The 14,562-nt window shown below is 70.8% G+C and carries 13 protein-coding genes and 1 riboswitch; of the genes, 7 read left to right on the top strand and 6 right to left on the bottom strand.

Annotated elements, in window-relative coordinates:
• Nucleotides 1-5: 5 nt before the first annotated feature.
• A riboswitch (cyclic di-AMP (ydaO/yuaA leader) is annotated at nucleotides 6-202 on the bottom strand.
• A 1,084-nt stretch (nucleotides 203-1,286) separates the two neighbouring features.
• The 6 genes from AB0D74_RS24410 (at nucleotide 1,287) to AB0D74_RS24385 (ending at nucleotide 7,527) form a co-directional block, all read left to right on the top strand.
• Entirely contained in the window at nucleotides 1,287-2,297 is a 1,011-nt protein-coding gene (locus AB0D74_RS24410) for a polyprenyl synthetase family protein (RefSeq protein ID WP_362590684.1), read from the top strand.
• A gap of 15 nt (nucleotides 2,298-2,312) precedes the next feature.
• Nucleotides 2,313-2,738, top strand: a complete 426-nt coding sequence (locus tag AB0D74_RS24405; RefSeq protein ID WP_362591196.1) for a DUF3455 domain-containing protein — start codon at nucleotides 2,313-2,315, stop codon at nucleotides 2,736-2,738.
• A gap of 133 nt (nucleotides 2,739-2,871) precedes the next feature.
• Nucleotides 2,872-4,143 (top strand): DUF2092 domain-containing protein, encoded by a 1,272-nt coding sequence (locus tag AB0D74_RS24400; RefSeq protein ID WP_362590681.1) that lies wholly within the window; start codon nucleotides 2,872-2,874, stop codon nucleotides 4,141-4,143.
• A 72-nt stretch (nucleotides 4,144-4,215) separates the two neighbouring features.
• Nucleotides 4,216-5,298 carry an ABC transporter ATP-binding protein gene (locus AB0D74_RS24395; protein ID WP_362590678.1) on the top strand — a complete coding sequence of 361 codons (1,083 nt, stop codon included), beginning with the start codon at nucleotides 4,216-4,218 and terminating at the stop codon, nucleotides 5,296-5,298.
• Nucleotides 5,285-6,181 (top strand): ABC transporter permease, encoded by an 897-nt coding sequence (locus AB0D74_RS24390; protein WP_362590675.1) that lies wholly within the window; start codon nucleotides 5,285-5,287, stop codon nucleotides 6,179-6,181. The genes AB0D74_RS24395 and AB0D74_RS24390 overlap by 14 nt, the downstream gene beginning before the upstream one ends.
• A 143-nt stretch (nucleotides 6,182-6,324) precedes the next feature.
• The gene (locus AB0D74_RS24385; protein WP_362590673.1) at nucleotides 6,325-7,527 is read left to right on the top strand and encodes a tetratricopeptide repeat protein; all 1,203 of its coding nucleotides are present in this window, start codon (nucleotides 6,325-6,327) and stop codon (nucleotides 7,525-7,527) included.
• 9 nt (nucleotides 7,528-7,536) lie between these two features.
• On the opposite strand, the gene AB0D74_RS24380 is transcribed toward AB0D74_RS24385, so the two are convergent.
• The 3 genes from AB0D74_RS24380 to AB0D74_RS24370 form a co-directional block, all read right to left on the bottom strand.
• Complete coding sequence (locus tag AB0D74_RS24380; RefSeq protein ID WP_362590670.1) at nucleotides 7,537-8,001, bottom strand: VOC family protein; 465 nt, start codon at nucleotides 7,999-8,001, stop codon at nucleotides 7,537-7,539.
• A gap of 31 nt (nucleotides 8,002-8,032) precedes the next feature.
• A complete protein-coding gene (gene rarD / locus AB0D74_RS24375; protein ID WP_362590667.1) occupies nucleotides 8,033-8,998 on the bottom strand; it encodes an EamA family transporter RarD in 966 nt (321 codons plus the stop codon).
• A gap of 121 nt (nucleotides 8,999-9,119) precedes the next feature.
• Nucleotides 9,120-9,971, bottom strand: coding sequence for an SDR family oxidoreductase (locus AB0D74_RS24370; RefSeq protein ID WP_362590663.1), 852 nt, complete (start codon nucleotides 9,969-9,971; stop codon nucleotides 9,120-9,122).
• A 218-nt stretch (nucleotides 9,972-10,189) separates the two neighbouring features.
• On the opposite strand from AB0D74_RS24370, the gene AB0D74_RS24365 reads away from it, so the two are divergent.
• Nucleotides 10,190-10,528: a helix-turn-helix domain-containing protein gene (locus AB0D74_RS24365; protein WP_362591193.1), complete on the top strand. Its 339-nt coding sequence runs from the start codon at nucleotides 10,190-10,192 to the stop codon at nucleotides 10,526-10,528.
• A 71-nt stretch (nucleotides 10,529-10,599) separates the two neighbouring features.
• Here AB0D74_RS24365 and AB0D74_RS24360 read toward each other — a convergent pair whose 3' ends face one another.
• The 3 genes from AB0D74_RS24360 to AB0D74_RS24350 all read right to left on the bottom strand — a co-directional run bounded on the left by AB0D74_RS24360 (nucleotide 10,600) and on the right by AB0D74_RS24350 (nucleotide 14,501).
• On the bottom strand, nucleotides 10,600-11,670 hold the full coding sequence (locus tag AB0D74_RS24360) for a 2-oxoacid:ferredoxin oxidoreductase subunit beta (RefSeq protein ID WP_362590660.1): 1,071 nt from the start codon (nucleotides 11,668-11,670) through the stop codon (nucleotides 10,600-10,602).
• Complete coding sequence (locus tag AB0D74_RS24355; RefSeq protein WP_362590658.1) at nucleotides 11,663-13,591, bottom strand: 2-oxoacid:acceptor oxidoreductase subunit alpha; 1,929 nt, start codon at nucleotides 13,589-13,591, stop codon at nucleotides 11,663-11,665. Before AB0D74_RS24355 ends, AB0D74_RS24360 begins: the two co-directional genes overlap by 8 nt.
• Nucleotides 13,592-13,793: 202 nt before the next feature.
• Nucleotides 13,794-14,501 (bottom strand): response regulator transcription factor, encoded by a 708-nt coding sequence (locus tag AB0D74_RS24350; RefSeq protein ID WP_362590655.1) that lies wholly within the window; start codon nucleotides 14,499-14,501, stop codon nucleotides 13,794-13,796.
• Between the last annotated feature and the right edge of the window lie 61 nt (nucleotides 14,502-14,562).

Genomic DNA, 14,562 nt, shown 5'->3' with positions numbered 1-14,562 from the left:
GGCGAAGTTCCTCTCCGTCGCCTGCGAGGTGAGCTGTCGGGTTCGGGCCTGGGGAGTACCCGGCCGCACCGCCCGAAGGCGATGCGACTTCACCCCTAGCCGTTCCGGAACGACGTCCGTCCTGTGACGTCGGCCGCCCGGTCCGGCGACTTACCTGGGTCCCCCGCTCCTGCCATGCGAATGAACTCGTTGATGGGTCACTACGGGCGGCGGCAGGATTCGGCGTCCGCCCGGCGAGGCGGAACGTATGCGAGAGCACATGTCCGGAACAAGAGGCTGATTCACACAACATGCCGATTGACCTTGATCTGTGCCGTATGGGGCACTTGATCCTTTGCGGTTGCCAACCCTCAACTGGCTTGCGGGGAAAGGGGAGGAAGGGTCCCCTAATGGCCCCTGTGACGCCCGGGCTCACGTGACCTACTTCACGAATCCGCAATAACGGCAAATTGGGACATGTGGGATTCGTGGAATCCGGCTTTTCTCCGGGTCGAGGGAATAGCGCCCCGCCCGCATTCGTTCGGATTGCCTCCCCGGATGCAATCAATCCAGACGATTATCGAGAATAGTCCGTATTGTCGGTTTTTCGGTACGCGCATGCGCTCGTCGGGTTCAACGGGGTGGCCGGGACGGCCGGTTGGTAAGTCCGGATGTCGGGGGAGGGGTGTCGCCTGCGCGCGTGATTCTCGTCACGTCGACCGAGGGGGGTGTCGGGTAATCGGCGCCCGGTGCGCGTGTCCACCGTGAGGGCGGAACCTCCCCTGCAGTGCACGTCGTTGACATCGTGGGCGCCCGGGCGTCACGCGCGCGGTCGGGGGGCGCGGATCGGGGAGGTCGTCGTGCAGGGTCTCGTGGAGGAACGGTGTACGGGCGGGTGCACGGTGCCGCCGTTCGTGCATCGTGTATCCCCGTCGGCTTGGGCGGGCGGCGGAGCGGGTACCCCCGGGCAGGTGACGTCGGTCCGGGGAGGCAGGGCCGCTCGCGGGCGGCGGTTGCCCGGAGAGTCCGGTGAGGGGTCCGGTCCGGGACATGGCCGGGGACGTAGCCCGGGACACGGCCCGGGTCCCGGTTCGGGACAACTACCCGCACTTCCTGTTAAGTCAGTGGATGTCAGGTCGTATCAGCTGATCAAAAACATAACGGTCGTGATCCGATAGCGCCCGGGGTGTAACCGTGGGCGCTATCGGTGATCGAAACCTGACCGGATACGCTGACTTGAGTGATGGCAGCGACCTATCGACAAACCGTGTAATCGCCAGTAGACACCAGCAGACAGGAGACCCCTCGTGACCGTCGTCGGGCCGTTCGGGCTGAGCGTGCGGGACCAGGCTCTGGAAGCCGATGTCCAGGCCGGATTGACGGCTGTCGAGGAGGGCTTGCTAGAAGCCACCAAGAGCGAGGTCCCCTTCATCACGGAGGCCGCGCAGCACCTCGTGCGGGCCGGCGGGAAGCGGTTCCGTCCGCTGCTGGTGATGCTCGCCGCGCAGTTCGGCGACCCGTACGCGCCCGGTGTCGTGCCGTCGGCCGTCGTCGTCGAGCTCACCCACCTGGCCACGCTGTACCACGACGACGTCATGGACGAGGCCGCCGTGCGGCGCGGTGTCGACAGCGCCAACACCCGCTGGGGCAATTCGCTCGCCGTCCTCACCGGTGACTTCCTCTTCGCCCGCGCCTCCCAGATCCTCGCCGACCTCGGCCCCGAGGCGGTCCGGGTCCAGGCCCTCGCGTTCGAGCGGCTGGTGACCGGTCAGATCCTGGAGACGGCAGGCCCGTCGGACGGCCGTGACCCGGTCGAGCACTACCTCGACGTGCTCAGTGGCAAGACCGGCTCGCTGGTCGCGGTCTCCTGCCGCTTCGGCGCCCTGCTGTCCGGTGCCGACGAGACGGTCGTCGACGTCCTCACCCAGTACGGCGAACGGCTCGGTGTCGCCTTCCAGCTCGCCGACGACGTGCTGGACATCGCCTCCGACTCCCGCGAGTCCGGCAAGACCCCGGGGACGGACCTCCGCGAGGGGGTGCCCACGCTTCCGGTGCTGCGGCTGCGGGAGCGGGCGGCCAGGCTGGGGCTGGCCGAGGACATCGCCCTGTGCGAGCTGCTGGACTCCGACCTCACGGACGACGCGCGGCATGCGGAGGCCCTGACGGCGCTGCGGGCGCATCCGGCGCTGGAGCAGGCCCGCCGGGACGCGGTCCGGTACGCGGAGGAGGCGCGGGCCGCGCTGGGCCCGCTGCCGGAATGCGACCCGAAGACGGCGCTGGTGGAGCTGTGCGACGCGGTGGTGCACCGGGCCGGATAGTCCAGGCTCGGCGGCATCCGCCACTCCTTCACCGCGCCGAACTCCGGTACCCCGCAGTCGGTCGCACCCGACGGCACCGCGGTCACCGGAGCCGTCCCGGCCAAGACGGCCAACGGCAGCGGCGACATCCCCGAAATCGACCTCAAGGCCACCCGTACCGCCACGAAGCACGGGCTGCTCGCCCGCACCGGCGAGATCCTGCGCCTCGACACCGTCGGCGGCGTCGCCCCGGCCGGCACCTGCACCCCGGGCGCCGTCGTCGGCGTCCCCTACCGGGCGGACTACAAATTCGTGCAGCACCGAGCGGACACGGCACGTGATCCGCGCAGGCACATCGCGTGCCAGGAGGCGCCTTCACCGCACGACCCCTACGGGTCGGGGAAGGCGCCTTCGCCGTTCTGTCATACCGCAGGCGTACGCCGAGTTGGCTCCGTGGTCTGACGCCTACCCGCCCCCGATTTGGTGAGATGGAAACCACGGAAATCACCACCACTCACCGATTCGGGTGAGAATGGCGGCTCAGGGTGGGACACCTGCGAGGACGGCCGCCGCCGACGACGGAGGTAAGGCACACATGGCACCGTACGAATCCGACGACAGCACGGGGGCCGCGCAGGCCGAGGACGAGCTGCGCGCCGAGTTGCGCGCCGAGCGGCGGCGCAAGACCGCACGGTACGTCGTTCCGGTCGCGGTGGTGGGCGTGGCCGCGGCCACCATCGGCCTGGTCCCGGCACTCGCCGACTCCGGCGACCCCGACCTGCCGAAGATCACCGCGCAGGAACTCATCGACAAGATCGCCAAGTCGGACGTGCAGCAGCTGTCCGGCACCGTGAAGATCAGCACCGACCTCGGTCTGCCCGACCTCGGCGGTCTGGAGAGCGGCCTGCTGTCCGGGGCGACGCAGGGCAGCGGCGACGGCTCGTCCGCCGACCCGACCAGCAAACTCACCGAGCTGGCCTCCGGCACGCACACCCTGCGGGTGGCCGCCGACGGCCCCGAGAAGCAGAAGGTGTCGGTGCTGGAGAGCGGCGCCGAGTACAGCCTCATCCACAACGGCACCGACGTGTGGGGCTACGACAGCAAGTCCGACGAGGTCTACCACTCCACCGTCGCCGACTCCGGCAAGGCCGAGCAGCACGAGACCCCGGCCACGCCCAAGGACTTCGCCGACGAGGTCCTCAAGTCGGTCGACGACACCACGTCGGTCACGGTCGACGGCACCGCCCAGGTGGCCGGCCGGGACGCCTACCGGCTCGTCATCAAGCCCAAGCAGTCCGGTACGACGGTCGGCGCGATCAGCATCGCGGTGGACGCCAAGACCGGGACGCCGCTGAAGTTCACGCTCACCCCGTCGAGCGGCGGCGCGGCCGTCGTCGACGCCGGCTACACCCAGGTCAGCTTCGCGAAGCCGGCTGCCTCCACCTTCGACTTCACCCCGCCCAAGGGTGCCAAGGTCACCGAGGGCGACAAGGCCGGCGAGATCGGCAAGGGCGGCAAGGCCGACGGGTCGGACAAGGGTGGCAAGGCCTCCGGGACGCCCGGCCACGGCTCCGCCGACGGCCTCGACAAGTCCGGCTTCGACGTCCTCGGCAAGGGCTGGAACTCCATAGCCGTCCTGGACAGTGGCAGCAAGGGCGGCGTGCCCAGCGGCTCCGCCTCGGGCTCCGCCTCCGGAGGCGACCTGAGCGGCTTCCTCGGCTCGCTCGGCGACCCCGTCTCCGGCAAGTTCGGCAAGGGCACCGTCTTCTCCACCCGGCTGATCAACGCCCTGATCACGGACGACGGGAAGGTGTACGTCGGCGCCGTGGACAAGGCCGCGCTGGTGAAGGCCGCCGACGCGGGGTAGCAGAGAGGGCGGCGCGGGTGCGGTCAGTACCCTCTGCCGCACTCTCTGCCGCACGACGAATCGAGGGAGCCGATGGACCGACCGTCCGCCGCGGAGCGGGAGCCGGAGGACTTCGGGGACCCCGGGGGTTCCGGGGGCGCCGAGAATCCCGGTGACTCCGCGGGCTCCGGAGGCTCCGGGCGCCTGAAGGGTCCGGGTGGCCCGGCGGAGGGCGCGCCGGTGGCCGCGGGTGCCATCGACACCCGCGGCCTCACCAAGCGCTACCGCGGCGGACAGCTCGCCGTGGACGGTCTCGACCTGACCGTCCCCGCGGGCAGCGTCTTCGGCTTCCTCGGCCCGAACGGCTCCGGCAAGACCACCACCATCCGCATGCTGATGGGCCTGATCGCCCCCACCTCGGGCACGGCCCGCGTCCTCGGCCATCCGATGCCACGCGCCTCCCGCGTCGTCCTGCCGCACGTCGGCGCCCTCATCGAGGGCCCGGCGCTGTACGGCTTCCTCTCCGGCCGCGACAACCTGCTGCGCTACGACGCCGCCGACCCCGCCGCCGACCCGCGCACCCGGCGCGCCCGCGTCGAGGCCGCGCTGGACCGGGTGGGCCTCGGGGCCGCCGCGGCGAAGAAGGCGAAGGCCTACTCCCTCGGCATGAAGCAGCGCCTGGGCCTGGCCGCCGCCCTGCTCCAGCCCCGCAGGCTGCTGGTCCTGGACGAGCCGACCAACGGCCTCGACCCGCAGGGCATGCGGGAGATCCGCAGCCTGGTCCGGGAACTGGCCGGGGACGGCACCACCGTGTTCCTCTCCTCCCACCTCCTGGACGAGATCGAGCAGGTCTGCACCCACGCGGCCGTCATGGCGCAGGGACGGCTGATCGCCCAGGGCGCGGTGGCCGACCTGGCCGCCGGTGCCCGGGGCCGGCTCGTGGTGACCACCCCGGACCCCGGGGAAGCGGCCCGGGTGCTCAAGGAACAGGGCGTCGCGGACGTCGTCGTCACCGAGGACCGGGTGACCGGCGAGCCGCCCGAGCGCGACCTCGCCGAGGTGAACGCGGCGCTCGTCACGGCCGGCGTCCGGGTCCGCGGCTTCACCGTGGAACGGGCCTCGCTGGAGGACGCGTTCGTGGCACTGACCGGGGAGGGCTTCGATGTCGCGGGCTGACCTGACCGCCGTCTCCACGACGGCCACAGCGGCCGTACGGCCGAACCCGCTGTGGAGCCTCGGCCTGCTGCGCAGCGAACTCGTCACCACGTTCCGCCGCTGGCGCACCCTCGCCCTGCTCGGCGTGCTGGCGGCGGTGCCGATCCTCGTCGGGATCGCCGTCAGGATCGAGACGCGGGGCGACGGGCAGGTCGGCCGGGGCGGCGGCGACGGCCCGGCGTTCATCGCCCAGGTCACCAACAACGGACTGTTCCTGGTGTTCACGGCGCTCGCCGCGACCCTCCCGTTCTTCCTGCCGATGGCCGTCGGGGTGGTCGCCGGGGACGCGGTCGCGGGCGAGGCCGACGCAGGCACCCTGCGCTATCTGCTGGTCGCACCGGCGGGACGCACTCGCCTCCTGCTCGCCAAGTACGCGACGACGATGGCCTTCTGCCTGGTCGCGACCCTGGTGGTGGCGGCCTCCGCGCTCGCCGTCGGCGCGCTCCTCTTCCCGCTCGGCGACCTGACCACGATCTCCGGCACCCGGATCTCCTTCGCCGACGGCCTGGGCCGCGCCCTGCTGATCGCTCTGGTCGTCGCCGCGTCGCTGGCCGGTCTCGCCGCCCTCGGCCTGTTCGTGTCCACCCTGACCAACAGCGGCATCGCGGCGATGGCGACCACCGTGGGCCTGCTCATCACGGTCCAGATCCTCGACCAGATACCCCAGCTGCACGCGCTGCAGCCGTACTTCTTCTCCCACTACTGGCTGTCCTTCGCCGACCTGATGCGGGACCCCGTCTACTGGGACGACCTGGTCAGGAACCTGGAGCTGCAGGCCCTGTACACGGCGGTGTTCGGATCGGCGGCCTGGGCACGGTTCACCACGAGGGACATCACCGCCTAGCGGGGCCCGCACGGTCCGCCCTTCCTGGTGCGAGGCTGTGACGTCGCGGTGACGCGCGAGTCGTGCCGAGCGGAGACACTGGATCGTACGCACGAGTACGACCTGGGTACGACCGGATGGTGACGCCGGGGGAATGAGGGCCGATGTCCCGACTCAGCCGCGAGGAGAAGCGGGAAGTCCAGCAGGAGGGGCGCCTGGCACCGGTCGACGTCCGGGTGGCGGGCGCGACCGCGTCCGTGGACGGCGTACCGCTGTTCCCGGGCCCGGGTGAGGAACCCCAGCAGGCGGTCCTCAACCACCTCCAGCGCCTCGCCCGCACCACAGGGCGCCCGGTCCTCGCCACCGTCCACGACACCCGCATCGGCTACGTCGTTCCCCTCCAGGTGAACCTGGACGGCTCCAGCAGCTTCACCGGCGACCCGGTACGACTGGCCCAACAGACCGCCGAACCGAAGGAACAACCCGCACCGACGGCACCGGCGTTCCCGCAGCAGGCGGTGCAGGCGGTGCAGGCGGTGCAGGCGGTGCAGGCGGTGCAGGCGGTGCAGGCGGTGCAGGCGGTGCAGGCGGTGCCGCAGCCGCCCGCTGCCCCGCCGACACCGCCGCCCTCCCTGTCGGCTCTGCCGCCCGCGCCGGGCACCGTGCGGCCCCCCACCGGCGTCTTCGGCCCGCCGCCCGTGATGAGCCCCCTTGCCCCTGCTCCGGCCTCCGGTGCTTCGGGGACGGCCGTCACCGCCGCCCCCGAAGCACCGCCGGCCGACCGGGACCCGGACCCCGATCCCGATCCGGACCCCCGCTCCACCCCCACCCCCGCCCGCGGCTTCGACGCGGTCGCCGAGGAGGTGCTCGGGGACGAGCCCGTGACGCTGACGGCGGAAGGGGCCGCGTTGCTCAGCGAGCCGGTGGCGCGGATCAACGAGGCCGTCCGGACGGGCCGTATCGAGGCGGCGGCCGAGCTCGCGGAGCGCACCGTGGCGAAGGCCGCCGCGGTCCTCGGCGAGAACCACACCGAGGTGCTGCACCTGGGCGAGCTGACCGCGTACATCTCCTACCTGGCGGGCGACCCGCTGCGGGCCTTCCACCTCTCCCTCGACCTGGCCCGGCAGCGCCGGCAGGCGCGGGACGGCGAGGCGGCGTACGGGAACGTGCGGAGCGCGGCGACCGCCTGGCGTGCCGTGCGCGACCCCGAGCACGGACTGCGCCTGGGCCGCGAGCTGATCGACCTGTGGGCGCAGCTCGCCGCCGAGGGCGGCCCGGCCGCCGACGACACCGAGGAGCTGGACTCGGCCCGCGCCCGGATGGCCCGCCTCACCGAACGCGCCCGCCGAGCGGCCGGGACCGCCTGAGCGGCGCCGTCACTGCACGCAGAACTCGTTGCCCTCCGGGTCGGCCATCACGGTCCACGCCCCGGAGGGCTCGGAGACATGCCGTACCACGGCCGCGCCCAGCGCCTCCAGGCGCGCCACCTCGTCCGCCCGTCCGCCCTCCCCGGCGTGCAGGTCGATGTGGAGCCTGTTCTTGCCGGACTTCGTCTCCGGCACCCGCTGGAACAGCAGCCGCCGCCCCAGCCCCGTCCCGCGCTCCTCGTCGTACGGGTCGTCCGGGTGCCGTACGGCGATCAGGTCACGGAAGGCGGGACGGCCGTGGTACTCCAGGGTGGCCGCCCCCGGCAGCGCGCCCAGTTCCAGCAGCCGGGCCACGAACGCGCTGTTGTCCTCGGCCACGTAGTGCAGCGCGGCGGCCCAGAAGTCGGCTTGCGCGTGCGGGTCACGGGCGTCGACGACGAGCTTCCAGTGCAGGGGTGCGGGCGTCTGCGTCATGCCGCCCACTTATAGCCGACGGCTCTGACCGTCACACCTGACTTGCGGGAGTCTCCGTGACCGGGGCGGCCGGCCGTGGTAGTGGCGCCGCCGCGAGCGCCCGCGCGGTCCGGTGGGCGGTGCGCAGCGCGTCCCAGGTGAGCAGGGCGAGGGCGAGCCAGACCAGGACGAAGCCGGCCCAGCGCTCGGCGGGCATCGCCTCGTGGAAGTAGAGGATGCCGAGCAGGAACTGGAAGACCGGCGCCAGGTACTGGAGCAGACCGAGGGTGGAGAGGGGGACGCGGATTGCGGCGGCGCCGAAGCAGACCAGCGGGACGGCGGTCACGATGCCCGTGGAGGCCAGCAGGGCCGCGTGCCCGGCGCCGTCGTCGACGAAGCTCGACTCGCCGTGGCCGACCAGCCACAGCAGATAGCCGAGCGCCGGCAGGAACTGGATCGCGGTCTCTGCTGCGAGTGACTCGACGCCGCCGAGGTTGACCTTCTTCTTGACGAGCCCGTAGGTGGCGAAGGAGAAAGCGAGGACGAGGGAGATCCACGGCGGCTGCCCGTAACCGACGGCCAGGACGACGACGGCGGTGAATCCGACGCCCACCGCCGCCCACTGCGCGGGCCGCAGCCGTTCCTTCAGCAGCAGCACACCCATGGCGATGGTCACCAGGGGGTTGATGAAGTAGCCGAGGGAGGCCTCGACCACGTGCCCGGCATTCACCGCCCAGATGTAGACGCCCCAGTTGACGGTGATCACGGCGGCGGCGACCGTCACCAGGGCCAGCCGCCGCGGCTGCCGCAGCAGCTCGCCGGCCCAGGCCCAGCGCCGTACGAAGACGAGTGCGGCGGCGACGAAGACGAGGGACCACACCATCCGGTGGGCCAGGATCTCCATCGACCCGGCGGGCTTCAGCAGCGGCCAGAACAGGGGGACCAGTCCCCACATCCCGTAGGCCGCGAAGCCGTTCACCAGCCCTGTCCGTCGCTCGCCCTTCGATATGTCGGCCACCGGCCCTCCTCACCCCAGTTTCGTCAGTACGCCGGGACGAAGGTAGCGCCGAGCACCCCGGCCTGTCATGGCCGTATCGGCATACGGTCATGACAGGCCGGGGCGACTGGTTTCCGTGCGCTTACTTGAGGGCGGCGGTGATCGCCTCGGAGAGCGGGGAGGTCGGGCGGCCGGCCAGGCGGGAGAGGTCGCCGGAGTCGACGACCAGCTCGCCCTTGGCGATCGACGCGTCGACGTCGACCAGGATCGCGGCGAACATCTCCGGCACGCCGGCGCCCGTCAGGATGGACTGCATCGCCTCGGCGGGCACGGAGTTGTAGGCGATCTCCTTGCCGGTCTGCTTCGAGAGCTCGGCCGCGTACTCGGCGAAGCTCCAGGCGACGTCGCCGCCGAGCTCGTACGTCTGGTTCTCGTGGCCCTCGCCGGTGAGCACGGCCACCGCGGCGGCGGCGTAGTCGGCGCGGGAGGCCGAGGACACCCGGCCCTCGCCGGCGGCCGTGACGACGGCGTCGTGGGCGAGGACGGGGGCGAGGTTCTCGGTGTAGTTCTCGTGGTACCAGCCGTTGCGCAGGAGGGTGTACGGCAGGCCGGAGGCGAGCAGCGTCTCCTCGGTGGCCCGGTGGTCGTCCACCAGGGAGGCGTGCAGGCTGCCGGGGGCGCTGGTGTAGGCCAGCAGGGCGACGCCGGCCGCCTTGGCGGCGTCGATGACGACCTTGTGCTGCGCCGGGCGGCCCTTGTCGAACTCGTTGCCGGAGATCAGCAGCACCTTGTCGCCGGCGGCGAAGAGGCCGTCGAAGGTCTCGGGGGTGTTGTAGTCCGCGACGGCGATCGTCACGCCCGCGGCGGCGAAGTCGGCGGCCTTGGCCTCGTCGCGCACGACGGCGGTGATCTGCTCGGCCGGGACCTTGTCCAGCAGCTGCGTCACGACGTGACGGCCGAGGTGTCCGGTGGCTCCGGTGACAACGATGCTCATGGTGTGCGATCTCCTTGTGGGGTTCCGATGTCACTAACCCTAGGGCGAGCGCTAACCAGAAGAAAGTACCCACTTTGAAGTAAGGTACTTGCATGCCAGTAAGTGCCTCCGAAGCCAGAACCGAAGCCAGAACCGAAGCCGGAGTCGAAGTCGTCGAAGCCGAGACCGAAGCCGAAGCATCGGCCCCGAGGGCCGAGACGTACGTCGTCGGCGAGGAGATGTGCCCGTACCGACTGGTCCTGGAGCACGTCACCAGTCGCTGGGGCGTCCTGGTCCTGATCCGGCTCCTCGACCGCCCGCACCGCTTCAGCGAGCTGCGCCGTGCGATCGGCCGGGTCAGCGAGAAGATGCTCACCCAGACCCTGCAGACCCTGGAACGCGACGGCCTCGTCCACCGCGACGCCAAGCCCGTCATCCCGCCCCGCGTCGACTACTCCCTCACCGACCTCGGCCGCGAGGCCGCCCGGCAGGTACGGGACCTGGCCCTGTGGACCGAGCGGCGCATGGCGGACGTGGAACGGGCCAGGGAGGCGTACGACGACGCCAAGCGCGCCTGAGGACGCGGGCGGGGCCCGGACGCGCGTCGTCCGGGCCCCGCTCACACTCATGCGCTCATGGCTTCGCGGGGTCAGCCCACCACCGTCCAGGTGTCCCCGCCGGCCAGCAGCGCCGCGAGGTCGCCCGTGCCGCGCTGCTCGGTCGCGGTGTCCAGCTGCTCGGACATCTGCACGTCGTAGACGGGCCGTTCCACCGAGCGGAAGACGCCGAGGGGCGTGTGGTGCAGGGTGTCCGGGTCGGCCAGCCGGGACAGCGCGAAGGCCGTGGTGGGGGAGGGGGAGTGGGCGTCGTGGACGAGGACCTCGGACTCGTTGTCCGCGGTCACGTCGACGACCTTCAGGTCGCCGGTGAGCCGGTCGCGCACGACACCGCGCGCGTTGTCCGCGCCGAAGCGGATGGGCTTGCCGTGCTCCAGGCGGATCACCGCCTCCTCGGCCGACTGCTTGTCCTTGAGCGCGTCGAAGGCGCCGTCGTTGAAGATGTTGCAGTTCTGGTAGATCTCGATCAGGGCCGTGCCCGGGTGGGCGGCAGCCGCGCGCAGCACCTCGGTCAGGTGCTTGCGGTCGGAGTCGATGGTGCGGGCGACGAAGGACGCCTCCGCGCCGATCGCCAGCGACACCGGGTTGAACGGGGCGTCCAGCGAGCCCATCGGTGTCGACTTGGTGACTTTGCCGACCTCGGAGGTCGGTGAGTACTGCCCCTTCGTCAACCCGTAGATGCGGTTGTTGAAGAGGAGGATCTTCAGGTTGACGTTGCGGCGCAGTGCGTGGATGAGGTGGTTGCCGCCGATGGACAGCGCGTCACCGTCACCGGTCACCACCCACACCGACAGGTCGCGCCTGCTGGTCGCCAGCCCGGTCGCGATCGCGGGGGCACGGCCGTGGATGGAGTGCATGCCGTACGTGTTCATGTAGTACGGGAAACGCGACGAGCAGCCGATGCCCGAGACGAAGACGATGTTCTCCTTCGCCAGCCCCAGCTCCGGCATGAACCCCTGGACGGCGGCGAGGATCGCGTAGTCACCGCAGCCCGGGCACCAGCGCACCTCCTGGTCGGACTTGAAGTCCTTCATGGACTGCTTGGCCTCGGCCTTCGGCACGAGCTGGAGCAGCTGGTCGGTGGCGTCGATCGCATCAGTCATCGATGGCCTCCTTGAGCGCCGTGGCGAGCTGCTCGGCCTTGAACGGCATGCCGTTGACCTGGTTGTACGAATGCGCGTCCACCAGGTACTTCGCCCGGATGAGCGTGGCGAGCTGACCGAGGTTCATCTCGGGGATCACCACCTTGTCGTACCCCTTCAGCACCGCGCCGAGATTCCTCGGGAACGGGTTGAGGTGGCGCAGGTGTGCCTGCGCGATCGGCTCGCCGGCCGCGCGCAGCCGCCGTACCGCCGCCGTGATCGGCCCGTACGTCGATCCCCAGCCGAGCACCAGGGTGTGCGCCCCGTCCGGGTCGTCCACCTCGATGTCGGGGACGTCGATGCCGTCGATCTTGGCCTGCCGGGTGCGGACCATGAAGTCGTGGTTGGCGGGGTCGTAGGAGATGTTGCCCGTGCCGTCCTGCTTCTCGATGCCGCCGATGCGGTGCTCCAGGCCGGGCGTGCCCGGGACCGCCCACGGCCGGGCCAGGGTCTGCGGATCCCGCTTGTACGGCCAGAAGACCTCGCTGCCGTCGTCCAGGGTGTGGTTGGGGCCGGTCGCGAACTGCACCCGCAGGTCGGGCAGCTCCTCCAGGTCCGGGATCCGCCAGGGCTCGCTGCCGTTGGCCAGGTAGCCGTCGGAGAGCAGCATCACCGGCGTCCGGTACGTCAGCGCGATCCGGGCCGCCTCCAGCGCCGCGTCGAAGCAGTCGGCCGGGGTGCGCGGGGCGATCACCGGGACCGGCGCCTCGCCGTTGCGGCCGTACATCGCCTGCAGCAGGTCGGCCTGCTCGGTCTTGGTCGGCAGCCCCGTGGACGGCCCGCCCCGCTGGATGTCGACGACCAGCAGCGGCAGCTCCAGCGAGACCGCGAGCCCCACCGTCTCCGCCTTCAGGGCGACACCGGGGCCGGAGGTCGTCGTCACGGCCAGCGAGCCGCCGAACGCCGCCCCCAGGGCCGCGCCGATGCCGGCGATCTCGTCCTCCGCCTGGAAGGTCCGCACACCGAAGTTCTTGTGCTTGGACAGCTCGTGCAGGATGTCGGAGGCCGGGGTGATCGGGTACGACCCGAGGAACAGCGGCAGCTCCGCCTGCCGGGACGCGGTGACCAGGCCGTAGGCCAGCGCCAGGTTCCCGGAGATGTTCCGGTACGTGCCGACCGGGAACGCGGTCGTCGCCGGGGCGATCTCGTAGGAGACGGCGAAGTCCTCGGTCGTCTCGCCGAAGTTCCAGCCCGCGCGGAACGCCGCCAGGTTGGCCTTCATGACCTCGGGACTGCGGGCGAACTTCTGCTGGAGGAACCTCTCCGTGCCCTCGGTCGGCCGGTGGTACATCCATGACAGAAGGCCGAGCGCGAACATGTTCTTGCTGCGCTCGGCCTCCTTGCGGCTGAGGTCGAACTCCTTCAGCGCCTCCACGGTCAGCGTGGTCAGCGGCACCGGATGGAGGCTGTACCCGTCGAGCGAACCGTCCTCCAGGGGTGAGGTGTCGTAGCCGACCTTCTGCATCGCCCGTTTGGTGAACTCGTCCGTGTTGACGATGATCTCCGCGCCGCGCGGCAGATCCCCGATGTTCGCCTTCAGCGCCGCCGGGTTCATCGCGACCAGCACGTTCGGCGCGTCGCCGGGAGTGAGGATGTCGTGGTCGGCGAAATGCAGCTGAAAAGACGAAACCCCCGGCAGTGTGCCTGCGGGGGCGCGGATCTCGGCGGGAAAGTTCGGCAGGGTCGACAGATCATTGCCGAAGGACGCGGTCTCCGACGTGAACCGGTCACCGGTGAGCTGCATACCGTCACCCGAGTCCCCCGCGAACCGGATGATCACCCGATCGAGGCGCCGGACGGCCTTCACACCGCCCGGCTTGCGCTGCTCTCCCACGACGGTTCCGTCGGCCTGTTCCGTTGTCCTGCTGACCTGGCTGGTCACTGAACTGGACCTCCTTCGAGGCGGCTGTCCGGGGGTGGCCGTCCCACCGACCATCCCGCAATCAACCCTACGTCGGTTAGGGTCGCCTTCCCGTGCCCGCTCGCATGCTGGACGGAGTTCTGAGACGACCTGTCGCCCTGACTTGTCACGATTTTCCCTCCCCCTGGCCGCCTTCGGGTGCCGACACGGTGCCGTCGGTCCGTCAGGAGTTCAGATACGTCAGAACGGCCAGAACGCGCCGGTGGTCACCGTCGCTCTGGGAGAGCCCCAGCTTGAGGAAGATGTTGCTGACGTGCTTCTCGACGGCCCCGTCGCTCACGACCAGCTGCCGGGCGATCGCCGAGTTCGTCCGCCCCTCGGCCATCAGCCCCAGCACCTCCCGCTCCCGCGGGGTGAGGCCGGCGAGGACGTCCTGCTTCCGGCTCCGCCCGAGCAACTGGGCGACGACCTCCGGATCGAGTGCCGTACCGCCCTCGGCGACCCGCACCACGGCGTCCACGAACTCCCGCACGTCGGCGACCCGGTCCTTCAGCAGGTACCCCACGCCCCGGCTGGAACCGGCCAGCAGTTCGGTGGCGTACCGCTCCTCCACGTACTGCGACAGCACCAGCACCCCGAGCCCGGGATGCGCCTTCCGCAGCCGTACGGCGGCCCGTACGCCCTCGTCGGTGTGTGTCGGCGGCATCCGTACGTCCGCGACGACCACGTCCGGCAGCGCGTCCTGTGCATCCAGGTCGGCGATGGTCTTGACCAGCGCCTCCGCGTCCCCGACGCCCGCGACGACGTCATGCCCCCGGTCCGTCAACAGCCGGGTCAGCCCCTCTCTGAGCAGCACGGAATCCTCGGCGATGACCACCCGCACCCTGTCCTCCACGATCTCCCGGCCCCCCACAGCCCGTCCGGCGTACATGCCTGCCCTGTCGGAAAGTCCAGCATTCCAGCATTCGGATCGGAGTGCCTGCGGGTAACGA

This window comes from Streptomyces sp. NPDC048278 (assembly GCF_040652195.1).
Classification (GTDB): Bacteria; Actinomycetota; Actinomycetes; order Streptomycetales; family Streptomycetaceae; genus Streptomyces.
This window is presented reverse-complemented; position numbering and strand designations above follow the sequence as displayed.

Bases quoted from the DNA above. Each gene is read 5' to 3' on its own strand.
- AB0D74_RS24385 (WP_362590673.1), top strand. From the start codon at position 6,325: ATGTCCCGACTCAGCCGCGAGGAGAAGCGGGAAGTCCAGCAGGAGGGG.
- AB0D74_RS24360 (WP_362590660.1), bottom strand. From the start codon at position 11,670: ATGACTGATGCGATCGACGCCACCGACCAGCTGCTCCAGCTCGTGCCG.
- AB0D74_RS24350 (WP_362590655.1), bottom strand. From the start codon at position 14,501: ATGTACGCCGGACGGGCTGTGGGGGGCCGGGAGATCGTGGAGGACAGG.
- AB0D74_RS24365 (WP_362591193.1), top strand. From the start codon at position 10,190: ATGTGCCCGTACCGACTGGTCCTGGAGCACGTCACCAGTCGCTGGGGC.
- AB0D74_RS24395 (WP_362590678.1), top strand. From the start codon at position 4,216: ATGGACCGACCGTCCGCCGCGGAGCGGGAGCCGGAGGACTTCGGGGAC.
- AB0D74_RS24370 (WP_362590663.1), bottom strand. From the start codon at position 9,971: ATGAGCATCGTTGTCACCGGAGCCACCGGACACCTCGGCCGTCACGTC.
- AB0D74_RS24380 (WP_362590670.1), bottom strand. From the start codon at position 8,001: ATGACGCAGACGCCCGCACCCCTGCACTGGAAGCTCGTCGTCGACGCC.
- AB0D74_RS24400 (WP_362590681.1), top strand. From the start codon at position 2,872: ATGGCACCGTACGAATCCGACGACAGCACGGGGGCCGCGCAGGCCGAG.
- AB0D74_RS24390 (WP_362590675.1), top strand. From the start codon at position 5,285: ATGTCGCGGGCTGACCTGACCGCCGTCTCCACGACGGCCACAGCGGCC.